The following is an 11,244-nucleotide window of genomic DNA, read 5'->3' on the forward strand; positions in this document are numbered from 1 at the left end:
CCATGCCTGAGATGCCCGAAGTGCAGGGACTTGCCGATTTCCTGCGAACCAAGCTCCTCCCGGCCGAGGCGCCGCCCGCCGTCGTTTCCGACGTGGAAGTGCTTTCCTTCGCCGTGCTGAAGACCGCCGGGGTGCCGCTGGACGCGCTCCACGGCCAGACGGTGGAGGCGGTGGAGCGGCGGGGCAAATTCCTGGTGGTCACGGCGGGCGGCCTGCATTTGGTGATGCATCTGGCCAAGGCCGGCTGGCTGCGCTGGTCCGACGCGCTGAAGCCGGGGCGGCTGCGGCCAGGGAAAGGCGCCATGGCACTGCGGGTGCGGTTCGCGGCCGGCGACGACGGCAAAGAGCCCGGCTTCGACCTCACCGAAGCTGGAACCAAGAAGTCACTGGCCGTGTACCTGGTGCGGAACCTGGAGGAAGTGCCGGGGGTGGAGCGGCTGGGGCCGGAAGCGCTCGACGTCGGATTTGATGCCTTTGCTGTGCTGCTTTCCGCCCACCGCGGCCAGATCAAGGGCTTGCTCCGGGACCAGTCGGCCATTGCCGGGATAGGCAATGCCTACAGTGACGAAATCCTGCATGAAGCCCGCCTTTCACCGTTCGCCAACGCCTCCAAGCTGGACGCGGACGAGGCAGGCCGGCTGTTCGTTGCCATGCGGACCACGCTGGCGGCGGCCATTGCCGCAGCCTCGGGCCGCCCGGCGTCGGAGCTCAAGGACTCCAAGCGGCAGGCCATGCAGGTCCATGCCCGCACGGGCCAGCCGTGCCCGGTGTGTGGAGACACCGTCCGGGAAGTCTCCTTCGCCGATTCGTCGCTGCAGTACTGTCCCACCTGCCAGACCGGCGGCAAGATCCTCGCGGACCGGCGGATGTCCAAACTGGACAAGTAGATACCCCCTGCGGGGCCTGGTAAAGAGGCTCTTCGTGGTTAGTGGGGAAGTTGGTTCCGGGATGAATGTCCTGCCGCCGTCCGGACGGCACTTCTCATGAGAATAACTGACTTGTAGTTATCCGAGTTTCGGTATCCACGCGCTGTCCATTTGATGTGTTTGATGCTGGTGTGGTTGGCCTCGCCCTTGCCCGTGGTGGCGCCGGTAACAATGAGGACCTCGATCTCCTTCCACCACCGGCAAATGGTCCGCCAGAGCCGTGTCGTTTGCGCCAAGGAGCAATGCAGTACCCGCATGTATCAGGATTCGAGCTGGTAGCTGCGAGTGAGCGCGGGAATCAACCGGGCCGCCACCAATATGAGCGTGCAACGAGCGGTTGCAACCGCTAACCGTGATCTTGGGCCTGGATCGCCATTCGGACGACCGATGTCTGTTACGGCTCGGCTTTGACGGCCCTTGCCCTTGCCCTTGCCCTTGCCCTTAGACAGCCTCCCTGCTAGGTTTGTTATTGATCAATCACTAACCAAGGAGTAATCATGACCGTCATCCCCGCCCGCGAGCTCACCCCCGCACAGCACGCCCTGGCAGAGCACCTGCGGCTGGTGTCCTCCGGCCAAATCGACGAGTGGATCGAGCTGTACGCCGCGGACGGCACGGTCGAGTTCCCCTTTGCACCTCCCGGTGTGCCTACCCGGGTGCAGGGACGCGAGGCGCTGATCGCCCACATGCGCGGCTTCCCGCAGACCTTCGATGTGAAGTTCGTCGACGTGAAGTTCATCGAGACGACCGACCCCCGCACTGCGGTCGCCGAATACCGCTCGGAGGGAAGCGCCGTCAGCACCGGCAAGCCGTATGAGCAGACGGTCATCACGGTGATCCGCCTCGACGAGGCGGGCCTGGTCGCGCAGTTTGTCGACTACTGGAACCCTCTCGTGGTCATCGAGGCCATGACCCCCGACCAGGCGGCCAGTGGCCAAGAGGTGTCGTGGCCCGCAGGGCGCTAGTCCCGCGGGGGCGGGGTGGGGCGGGTCACCTAGCCGTCCCACCCCACTCCGCAATGAGAGAATGAGAGACATGCCTGCCACCGGCTCCCGCGTAAGGAGCGATCAACGTCGTCAAGTCGTACTGGACGCTGCCGTGGCCTGTTTCGCGCGCAAGGGTTACTACGGCACCGCGACCAGCGAGATCGCCGTACGGGCCGGAATATCTCAGCCCTACGTTTACCGCCTCTTCGCCAGTAAGGAGGCGCTGTTCGCCGGTGCCGTCCTCCACGTGTCCGAGCTGCTCTCGGATGCTTTGACCGGAGCTGCCGAAGAAATCGGTCCGCCCCGGGAGGCGGAGGCGGTCATGCGCGCGATCCAGTCCGCCTACAGCACTCTGATCGAGGACCGGGACGTCATGCGATTCCTCATGCAAGCCAGTTGCGCAGCTGACGAGCCGCTCGTGGCAGAGGCCGTGCGCACGTGCTACGCCAGGCAGGTCGAACTCGTTAGTGAGCTTCTGAACCACGACGACGCTGCAGTCCGGCACTGGTTCGGCGCCGGCATGCTCGAAAATGTCACGCTGATCTTGGGCCTGTCCGACGTCGACGAGCCGTGGGCGCGGACCCTCAGCGGACAGCGGTCTCGATAGGACGACGGTAGCTTCTCCCGATCGAGGAAGCCGTAGCAGCGAGATTGGCAACCTACTCAGCTGAAGTCTCGCCAGCATCTGGAGCAAGTGGAAACCTCTGGCCGTAAACGGTTCCAAAACTACGTGCCGATTGAACCTGCTCGTTACGCTTTTGATATCCGAGTTTCGGTATCCACGCGCTGTCCGGGCACCCACCCCGGTTTGGTCCCGTCCGTCGACCACGCCCGGGATCTGCCCGGTGTCCAGGTCCACGATGGTCGTCATCCACTGCTCGCCTCGTTCAAGGCCGCACGCACCCGGATCACGGCCTGCACGACCCAGCTGCGCAGTCTGCCGGTGGCACGGGCCCGATACGGGATCTGGGAGGTGGATTCAAAGAAGGATGTCCTTGACGCGTTGGAGGCGGCGTTCCTTCTGGCGGGAGGAGACAACACCACAGGTGGGGCAGCCCGGCGGCAGATCGGTCTCGATCACGACGTGGCGCCGACCATCGGCATCGGTGCCGGCGGAGATGACATGGAAAAAGCAGCGGACCCCGGCGTGTGCCGGAGTCCGCTGCTGTCTAACCAGGGGTTGTATCCCGGTGCGGAGTTACCTCCGCACCGGGATTACGGGTTAGCTGCGGCCGTGGCCGTGGCCACCACCGTGTCCGCCCTTGCACTTCTGGCCTTCGAACTTGGCCTTGTAGCTTGCCTTCTCGGTCTTGCCCTTGCCGTTGAAGGTGTAGTTGGCCGTGACTTCGCCGCCCTTGATGGAGGACTGCTTGGTCTTGATGGTCACGGACTTGCTCTTGCCGGCCCCCAGGTTCTTGACCGTCACGGTGCCGTAGCTCGACTTCACCGTGATGTCAGCCTGCTTGGTGCCGGTGTTCTTGACCGTCACTGCAATCTCCGCGCCGGAGCCGGAGCACTTGCTGACCGCGCTGACCGGGTTGGCCGGCGTGGGCTTGGGTGTGGCGGTCGGCTTGGGCGTTGCGGTCGGCTTTGGCGTGGCAGTGGGCTTAGGCGTAGACGTCGGAGTCGGCTTGGGTGTAGCCGTCGGCTTCGGCGTGGCCGTCTGGGTAGGCGTCGGCGTGGGCGTAGGCGTTGCCTTGGCCGGAACCTTGATGGGCAGGATTTCTGCACGCCCGCCGTCGCCGTTGGTGCCGCTGAGGTCACCGGTAGCGTTGTGCAGGTGCAGGAACAGCGCCTTGGCATCGGTGGTTCCCGCACGGCGGGTTACATCGATTTTGCCGCCGTTCACGTCCGCAAACAGGGCGCTCGGCGTGGCACCGTTGAAGGTCAACGCCGGGTTGGCGGCGTCGAACGCCACGTATCCGGTGCTGTCCACGGCCACACTCTGACCTGCGTCATTCACGTTGTACGGGCTCCATGTGGTGACCCGGTACTGGAGCGGCGCCGATGCGGCGTTGACGTCCAGGCCCAGGGCTGCAGCCCGCACCGGCAGGGTCACTGCGTTGGTGTCGAACGTGTTGGTGTCCGTGTTGCCCTGGACCCCGTTGGCTGCGGTCTGGTCCACCTGCACCGCAGTTCCGTCGGCGTTCAGGCGGTAGGTCGAGATGAGGACAATGTCCACGTCGTCGGCGCGGCTCGTGAACGTCACGAAGTCGGGAACCGAGTCACCGTTGGTGTCGATCTCCACATCAATCTCGGTGGCGCCGCCCAGGATGGGCCAGTTATCCCATGTGCTTACGCCGAAGTTGACCAGGGACTGCTGCAGGTCACCGCCGGCGGCCTTTACGGTCGGGACAGTGGAAGAAGCGCCCACTGCCTGCACGTCGAGGGCGTACATGGAATCCATCTTTACAGATGCCAACCGCGGGCTCTCGGCACCCAGGACCAGGGGCGAGACCAGGGACAGGTAGCGTGAAGCACCCGTGCCCTGGTTGAGGTCGCGTCCCTGCAGGGTGACCGTGCTCTTCAGCGCCTCGGAATCTGCGAAGGCAATTTCCTTGCCCGCGCTCATGTCCGAGGTCGGCTTCGGGGCAGAGTAGACCGGGACACGCAGGGTAGGCGTGCCGTTGGCGGTCAGCTGCACCCGCCCGGACACATCGGCCAGGAACTGCCGGGTGATGCCCAGCTGTGTGGCGTCAGCGGCCGGGTCCATGGTCTTGGCCAGGGCTGCCGGATCCGAAATGCTCAGCGTGACATCCACGGAGGCCTTGCCGTTGGCCGGCACGTTCACCGAGGGGGTGGTGCTGATGACGACGCCGGGCATGGCCGAGGCCTGCAGGTAGCTGACGTTGTAGGACATAGGCCGGTCGGACCTGTTTTCCACCGTGATCTGCTTGGTGAGGACAAGTGCTTCCTTGCCGAGTTCCAACACACCGAAGTTCACGCTGGTCAGGGCGGGATCCTCAGTGGCGTAGGCCAGCACCTTGGTGCTGACGGCATCCAAGGCATCCACACGGCCTGAACCGACGCGGTTCGGAGCGTGGACGGCTCCGTTGGCGGCGATCACGTCATGGGTTGCGGTGTTCATGATGGCCGTCTTCACCTGATACGGGTTCAGGTCCGTGGCGGCGTAGACCAGGGCGGCAATGCCGGCCACATGGGGAGTGGCCATGGACGTGCCGCTGTTGACGGCGGCGCCGTCGCCCGAGCCCACGGCTACGGAGCCGATGGCAGAGCCGGGAGCAGCGACGTCGGGCTTCACCACGCCGTTGGAGCCGTGCACGCCGCGGGACGAGAAGGAGCTGACAGTGTCACCGACTCCGGAGGGACCGGATGTGGTGGCCTTGTACGCGGGGGACAGACGCAGGGTCAGGGTGCCCGCCACCGCGGCCGGACGCAACCGGTCGGAGGAGGCAGCGTTCAGCTGGATACCGGGGATGGTGGCGTTGCCGCCGATTCCGGCGTCAAAGACCGCCCGCGGGGAATCCAAGACGACACCGGTGGCACCGGCAGCCTGGGCGTTGTTGAAACGGACGCCGGAGCCGCAGGGGAACGCACCGTCCGCTTCCCACTGGAGCCAAACCCATTTGCCGGTCAGTGAGCCGGCCGGGAACGGGTTGCAGCCAAAGGCGTTGTCCGCCGGGGCGGCGACCACGGTTCCGGTGAGCTGGGCTTCCGTGACGTCCGGGTTGGAATAGTTGAAGTTCGACGAGTACTGGCCGGAAGCCGTCCCTGCGAGCTCGGCGGGGGCGAGGACATCGGCGCGGTCCAGGGTGACCTGGGAACCGATGGTGCTGGCCACCGTCAGCGCGGATTTGGCATTGCCCGGGGAACCGCCGACGTCGTAGACATCTCCGGCGTTGCCCGATGCGACAACAGAGAGGATGCCCTGCTCGGTGAGCTTGTTGACAATGTCATTTTCGGGATCGTCCACGGGGGAGTAGTCAGAGCCCAGGGACATGTTCACAACCTGCGCGCGGTCGGAGAAGTCACCGTCACCGTTGGGGTCGAGTACATAGTCCAGGGCCTGGCCCACCACGTCGGAGGAGCCCTCACAGCCGAAGACGCGGATGCCCACCAGGGACGCTTCGGGGGCGGAACCGGGTCCGATCCGCATCGAATTGACCTGGTCCGCCGTCAGCTTGGAGTAGTCGCCGCGGAAGGTGGTGCCGTCATTGTTGGTGCCGTAGCCTGCTGCGGTGCCGGAGACGTGGCTGCCGTGACCGCCGCAGTCCAGCGGGTTCAGGTCAGGCTTGGGGACAGGCTGGTACGTGGGGGATCTTGGATCAGCGTTGTAGTCGTCGCCCACCAGGTCATAGCCGCCGATGAACTTGGCCGCATCCAGCAGGCCGCTGTCCGCGGTGGGAATGATGGGCGATGCCTGCGCTGCTGCGTAGGCCTCCAGCGTGCCGGGACCGCCGAAATCGCTGTGGGTGTAGTCAATGCCGGTGTCCAGGACGGCGATGGTGATGCCCTTGCCCGTCTGCTGGCGCTCCACCCAGGTGTTCAGTGCACGGGTGTCGATGTCCGTTCCCTTGTTGTCCACGGACTTCGACACAATCTTGGTGATGCGCTGGACATCGTCACGCCCTGCCAGGGCACGGATGGCCTCAGCGTCACCCACGATGGCCGTGCCGGGAAGGGTGTTGGTGGTGGTGTAGAGGGTGCTGGCCTCGGCTTCCTGAGCCACGGATTCAGCCTGGGAAGCGATGTTGCTGCGGATTTCTTCGACCAGCGGCTTGTTCACCACCGGCTCCGCTTTGCCTTCCTTGACCTCTTGGGGCTGCGTCTGTTCAAAGGCGCCTTCACCGGTGAACTGGACGTAGACGGAGACCTGGCCTGAGGCGTCGCGCAGGCTCGGGGATACCTTCTGCGCCTGGAACTGCTCAAGCGATATGCCCTGGGCGAGTCCGTCGTTGTTGGTAGGTGCCTCTGGTACCGCGGTGGCCTGGGCCGGCAGGCCCAGGGACGCTGTGAGTGCGATCCCGGCGAATGCGGCAGTGAGAACCGCGCCGGGTTTGTGGTGGATGGACAATCTCATTGCGCTCCTTGAACATTCCGCCGAGCGCTACCGGGCATGTCCAAGAGACTTTGCACCGGCTGCTGACACACTGCGGCAGGTTTCCGTTGTGCCTCCAACCCCCGTCAGGAGTGTCAGCGTGCACGTAACGGCCCCCAAACCAAGCAGCCGTAGGCACACAATAGACGAGCAATCCCGCCCTGCAAAGGTTGGTGTCCCACAATGCGAATTACCTGCCGGCCTATTGTTTTATGCCCGTTGAGCAGTTATCTTTCGCGCTATTCTCCGGAAGATTAATGCCGGTGCTGCGGCGGACCCCGAGGGGCGCCGCAGCGCCGGATCATCCCCTGTGATTAGCCTTGGCGGGCCTTGATCCGCGGGTTCTTCTTGTTAATGACAAAGAGCCTCCGCCGACGGCGCACCACCTGGCTGCCGGGAAGGGCCTTGAGCGAGCGGAGCGAATTACGGGATTTCATGATTCCTCGTTTCCAATAGGCGGATGGAAGCAGGTAAGCGGGCTCTATCCGGCCCCTTGCCCGGTGATTGAACAGCACACCGTGTGGCGTTATTCCGTGCCCCTGTCCGAAGCCGGTTCGGCGGGTATGCGGTGCAGGCAGAGATTCAAAAACCCAGGACGCCCCCGGCCATGGGTTGTCATGGATGCAACCGATAAGCGGACATACGCCAGACTTAGGGGCAACAGCAATGAGACCCTCAATGTGCCGGAACCGGCCGCCGGGTTGAAGGACACCAAGGAGCACGATGCCAGGGTTTTTTCTTGATAAGTCGGACCCGGCCAGTTGGCGGGCCTTAAATGGACTGGCCCTGAAGGTCGCTGAGGCGGCCGAGCAGGCGGGGCTGCCCCGGTCCGTAATGGAGCTGCTGAATGTCCGCACCTCCCAGCTCAACGGATGTGCCTACTGCCTGGACCTGCACGTCCGGCTGGCCCGTGATGCCGGCGTCAGCGGGCAGCAGCTGGCGGTGCTTCCGGCCTGGCGGGACGCTGCGGTGTTCAGTGAGGTGGAGTGCGCTGCCCTCGCCATCGCCGAAGCGTCCACCCTGCAGTCAGGAACCGAGGCACTGCACCAGGAACTGCAGACGGCGCGGAAAGCCCTGACCGATGATCAGTACTCCTGCCTGCAGTGGGCCGCCGTGGCCATCAATGCCTTCAACCGGGTTTCCATCCTCAGCGGCTATCCGGTGCGCCCGCGGACTGAAAACGCCGCACGGGAACCGGAGACATCCAGCCGTGAGTAATCTCGATCCGTCTCCCGGGCAAAACGAAAGGGCACGATTTACCGTTTTCGCAGCAGAAGCAGCAGAAAACGGTAAATCGTGCCCTTTCGACGCTCCCAACGGTAACTTTTGCCCACGGCAGGGGTGGGGCTGGCGCTAGAGGGCCGGGCCCTGGCCCGCGTTGCCCTGCCACAGGGCATCAAACGGTGCGTTCGAGGAGACTCGGTTGCGGATGCCTTCGGTGACGAATGCCTTGGCGGTCTTGGCCGCTTCCAGCGGGGTGGCGCCCTTGCCCAGTTCGGCCGTGATGGCGGCGGCCAGCGTGCAGCCGGCACCGCTGACGGCGACGTCGCCCACCTTGGGAGCGCGCAGCACCTCCATGGTCTCGCCGTCGTAGAAAACGTCCACCGCGTCCTCGCCTTCCAGCCGGACACCGCCCTTGGCCAGGACCACCGCGCCGCTGGCCTCGTGGATGCGGCGGGCTGCTTCCTTCAGGTCCTCGACCGTTTCGATGGAGTCCATGCCGGAAAGGGACATGGATTCAAAGTGGTTGGGGGTGACGAACGTGGCCAGGGGAAGGATCTGTGCCTTCAGCGCCTGGTCGGTGTCCAGCGCAGCGCCGGGTTCCTGGCCCTTGCAGATAAGCACCGGATCCAGGACCAGGTTCTTCCAGTCCTGGGCCTGCAGGGCCTTGGCGACGACGTCGATGGTGGCCGGGGTGCCGAGCATCCCGATCTTCACCGTGTCCAGGTCATAGGCGGTGGTGATGGCTTCGAGCTGGTCGGCGATCACCTGCGGGTCCACCGGCACAAAGCGGTGGTTCCAGGAGTCCTTGGGATCGAAGGACACAATGCAGGTCAGGGCGGTGATGCCGTAGACGCCCAGTTCCTGGAAGGTCTTCAGATCAGCTTGTGCGCCGGCGCCGCCGGTGGCTTCGGAACCGGCGATGGTGAGCGTGACGGCCGGAGCTGCGGCCGCGGCAGAGTGTGTGTTTGCAGACATGGCTCTATCTTCCACCTAAACCGGCGGAACCGGCCACCCTGATAAATCGCGCCGTAACCGGGCGCCTTGGAGCCGCCCGCCGCCGCCCGCCGTCGTACTGGTTGTCCGTCCCGGGGTTAGCCGTCCCGGCGGACGCCGCGCAGCAGACGCACCACGTCTTCGACGATGTTCCGGACCACGGGCAGGCGGGAAAGGATCACCAGCTTCGCCACCAGCGGGGCAAGGCCCGCTGCCAGGCTGTGGGACCTGCGCTGGCCAGGGGAACGGTCGTAAACCCAAAAGAGGGTGATGCCCATGTACATCAGCCACAGCAGTTCCGGCAGGTCGTCGCGGATGGCCAGCGGCGGCTGCGGCCGGGCGCTCGTGACGGCCTGGCGGAACAAGGCGATGGACTTCCCGCGGCCGACGGCGGCGTCGGCGCGGCGGTTCGAGGCCATGGCGTCGCGCAGGAAGTGGCTGCCGAAGGCATGGTAGGGGGCCATGGTGGCCAAACCCGAGGAAAGGATCACCATCAAGTTCTCACCGAGGTTTTGCCCCTCGCGGATCAGCGGCAGTGCCAGGGACCGGTGCTCGTCCTGCAGCGATGAATAGAGCTCGTGGATGAGGTCATCCTTGGAGCGGAAATAGTAGTACGCGTTGCCCACGGAGACCCCGGCATCCTGCGCAATGGCACGCATGGTGGTCTGCTCGTAGCCCTGGACGGAGAACAGTTGAAGTGCCGTTTCGATGAGGAGCCGGCGCGTCTGTTCGCTCTTGACGGTGACGGCCAATGATGCTCCCTTTTGCAGTAATTTCAGCGTTTAGTAGACCACAGAATTGAACGCGTTCAAAAAGGCGCGCCGGAGGGGAAAGCCGCAGGGGGAAAGAGGCATTCAGCGGGCCGGGATGCCGGGGAATCAGCGGGAAGCGGGGCGGGCCCGCGACGGCCTCCGGGGCATGGCAGAATGGATGCGGTCCTGAAGGGCCGCCCGGGGCAGCGGGCACAGTGCTAATACAGCCGGCGGAAGCCAGGCGAACCACTACCGAAACGGAAAATGCCATGACTGCACAGCCACGGGCAGCTGCGAAAACCGCTGCAACCTACGCCTCCCGCGGGAGCTCCCAGTACGACTTGATCCTGACGCTCATGTGCGTGGTCATCGTTATCTCCAACATCGGCGCCACCAAAGGCGTGCAGTTTGCCCTCCCGGGCGGCTGGGAGATTGTGACCGACGGCGGGTTCTTCCTTTTCCCGCTGGCCTACATCCTGGGCGACGTGGTCAGCGAGGTGTACGGCTTCAAGGCCGCCCGACGAGCGATCTTCACCGGGTTCGCCATGGCGCTGCTCGCCGTCGTCAGTTTTGCCATCATCATTGCGCTGCCCGGGTTCACTGACGCGTACGGGCTCCAGAAGCAGGCGGCGCTGGAGGTAGCCCTCGGCCCGGTCTGGCAGATTGTGGCCGCCAGCCTGCTCGGGTTCCTGGCCGGGCAGCTGCTGAATTCCATGGTGCTGGTGCGGATGAAGGAACGGTTCCGCGAAAAAGCCCTGGTGGGCCGGCTGATGGCCTCCACCGGGGTGGGTGAATTCGCCGACACACTCATCTTCTGCGCCATCGCCGCACCGGTGATCGGGATTACCGACGCCGGCGGGTTCCTCAACTATGTGGTGTTCGGGTTCCTGTACAAGACACTGGTCGAGTTCCTGTTTGTGCCGGTGACCGCCATGGTCATCCGGGTGATCAAGAGGCGCGAACCGACGTATGCCGGACCGGAGCTGGAACCGGCGCCTGCCGGATAACCGCGGGGCGAAATCTGCACCGGTTTGTGCAAGGGTGGACAGACGCACGCGTTTCACTTCCCCACTACGGCAGGAGAAAAAACATGAGCAGTTCCGAACAGGTCCCCAACCCCGGAGCCCGGGCAGTAGACGAGAACCTTGCGGGAACCCGCGACGAGTTCAACGACGAAGTCACCAAGGTGCTGCTCGAGGATGCGCAGGAGGACAAGAGCCCCGCCGACGAGGAACGTGATTCCCAGCCCGCCCTGGAAGAGGATGAGCAGACCGTAGCCAAGCCGGACAATTCCTAATTGGAGG

The 11,244-nt window shown here is 64.6% G+C and carries 11 protein-coding genes; 6 read left to right on the top strand and 5 right to left on the bottom strand.

Going from position 1 to position 11,244, the window contains the following annotated elements; all coding sequences use genetic code 11:
• The first annotated feature begins 2 nt into the window (after positions 1 to 2).
• A complete protein-coding gene (locus QNN98_RS13595; RefSeq protein ID WP_283997838.1) occupies positions 3 to 887 on the top strand; it encodes a DNA-formamidopyrimidine glycosylase family protein in 885 nt (294 codons plus the stop codon).
• A 38-nt stretch (positions 888 to 925) separates the two neighbouring features.
• Here QNN98_RS13595 and QNN98_RS13600 read toward each other — a convergent pair whose 3' ends face one another.
• Positions 926 to 1,183, bottom strand: a complete 258-nt coding sequence (locus QNN98_RS13600; RefSeq protein ID WP_283997840.1) for a transposase — start codon at positions 1,181 to 1,183, stop codon at positions 926 to 928.
• Between the two features lie 240 nt (positions 1,184 to 1,423).
• Here QNN98_RS13600 and QNN98_RS13605 point away from each other — a divergent pair, with 240 nt between their 5' ends.
• Entirely contained in the window at positions 1,424 to 1,891 is a 468-nt protein-coding gene (locus QNN98_RS13605; RefSeq protein WP_283997842.1) for a nuclear transport factor 2 family protein, read from the top strand.
• Positions 1,892 to 1,961: 70 nt separating this feature from the next.
• The gene (locus QNN98_RS13610) at positions 1,962 to 2,519 is read left to right on the top strand and encodes a TetR/AcrR family transcriptional regulator (RefSeq protein WP_283997844.1); all 558 of its coding nucleotides are present in this window, start codon (positions 1,962 to 1,964) and stop codon (positions 2,517 to 2,519) included.
• Positions 2,520 to 3,134: 615 nt separating this feature from the next.
• Here the strand turns inward: QNN98_RS13610 and QNN98_RS13615 are convergent.
• Positions 3,135 to 6,953 carry a S8 family peptidase gene (locus tag QNN98_RS13615; RefSeq protein ID WP_283997846.1) on the bottom strand — a complete coding sequence of 1,273 codons (3,819 nt, stop codon included), beginning with the start codon at positions 6,951 to 6,953 and terminating at the stop codon, positions 3,135 to 3,137.
• A 332-nt stretch (positions 6,954 to 7,285) separates the two neighbouring features.
• Complete coding sequence (locus QNN98_RS13620) at positions 7,286 to 7,408, bottom strand: ribosomal protein bL36 (protein ID WP_227927128.1); 123 nt, start codon at positions 7,406 to 7,408, stop codon at positions 7,286 to 7,288.
• Positions 7,409 to 7,694: 286 nt separating this feature from the next.
• Here QNN98_RS13620 and QNN98_RS13625 point away from each other — a divergent pair, with 286 nt between their 5' ends.
• Positions 7,695 to 8,189: a carboxymuconolactone decarboxylase family protein gene (locus QNN98_RS13625; RefSeq protein ID WP_283997849.1), complete on the top strand. Its 495-nt coding sequence runs from the start codon at positions 7,695 to 7,697 to the stop codon at positions 8,187 to 8,189.
• Between the two features lie 135 nt (positions 8,190 to 8,324).
• Here QNN98_RS13625 and thiD read toward each other — a convergent pair whose 3' ends face one another.
• Positions 8,325 to 9,170 (bottom strand): bifunctional hydroxymethylpyrimidine kinase/phosphomethylpyrimidine kinase, encoded by an 846-nt coding sequence (gene thiD, locus QNN98_RS13630; protein WP_227927126.1) that lies wholly within the window; start codon positions 9,168 to 9,170, stop codon positions 8,325 to 8,327.
• Positions 9,171 to 9,286: 116 nt separating this feature from the next.
• Positions 9,287 to 9,940, bottom strand: coding sequence for a TetR/AcrR family transcriptional regulator (locus tag QNN98_RS13635; protein WP_283997851.1), 654 nt, complete (start codon positions 9,938 to 9,940; stop codon positions 9,287 to 9,289).
• A gap of 269 nt (positions 9,941 to 10,209) precedes the next feature.
• On the opposite strand from QNN98_RS13635, the gene QNN98_RS13640 reads away from it, so the two are divergent.
• Positions 10,210 to 10,947, top strand: coding sequence for a queuosine precursor transporter (locus tag QNN98_RS13640; RefSeq protein ID WP_227927124.1), 738 nt, complete (start codon positions 10,210 to 10,212; stop codon positions 10,945 to 10,947).
• 83 nt (positions 10,948 to 11,030) lie between these two features.
• A complete protein-coding gene (locus QNN98_RS13645; RefSeq protein WP_227927123.1) occupies positions 11,031 to 11,237 on the top strand; it encodes a hypothetical protein in 207 nt (68 codons plus the stop codon).
• Positions 11,238 to 11,244: the final 7 nt, after the last annotated feature.

Source organism: Arthrobacter sp. zg-Y1143, from assembly GCF_030125565.1.
Lineage (GTDB): Bacteria > Actinomycetota > Actinomycetes > Actinomycetales > Micrococcaceae > Arthrobacter_B.

What these genes read in the sequence shown, in the direction of transcription:
- QNN98_RS13640 (WP_227927124.1), top strand. Translation starts at nt 10,210, where the DNA reads ATGACTGCACAGCCACGGGCAGCTGCGAAAACCGCTGCAACCTACGCC.
- QNN98_RS13600 (WP_283997840.1), bottom strand. Translation starts at nt 1,183, where the DNA reads ATGCGGGTACTGCATTGCTCCTTGGCGCAAACGACACGGCTCTGGCGG.
- QNN98_RS13605 (WP_283997842.1), top strand. Translation starts at nt 1,424, where the DNA reads ATGACCGTCATCCCCGCCCGCGAGCTCACCCCCGCACAGCACGCCCTG.
- QNN98_RS13615 (WP_283997846.1), bottom strand. Translation starts at nt 6,953, where the DNA reads ATGAGATTGTCCATCCACCACAAACCCGGCGCGGTTCTCACTGCCGCA.
- QNN98_RS13645 (WP_227927123.1), top strand. Translation starts at nt 11,031, where the DNA reads ATGAGCAGTTCCGAACAGGTCCCCAACCCCGGAGCCCGGGCAGTAGAC.
- QNN98_RS13595 (WP_283997838.1), top strand. Translation starts at nt 3, where the DNA reads ATGCCTGAGATGCCCGAAGTGCAGGGACTTGCCGATTTCCTGCGAACC.
- QNN98_RS13610 (WP_283997844.1), top strand. Translation starts at nt 1,962, where the DNA reads ATGCCTGCCACCGGCTCCCGCGTAAGGAGCGATCAACGTCGTCAAGTC.
- QNN98_RS13625 (WP_283997849.1), top strand. Translation starts at nt 7,695, where the DNA reads ATGCCAGGGTTTTTTCTTGATAAGTCGGACCCGGCCAGTTGGCGGGCC.
- thiD (WP_227927126.1), bottom strand. Translation starts at nt 9,170, where the DNA reads ATGTCTGCAAACACACACTCTGCCGCGGCCGCAGCTCCGGCCGTCACG.
- QNN98_RS13620 (WP_227927128.1), bottom strand. Translation starts at nt 7,408, where the DNA reads ATGAAATCCCGTAATTCGCTCCGCTCGCTCAAGGCCCTTCCCGGCAGC.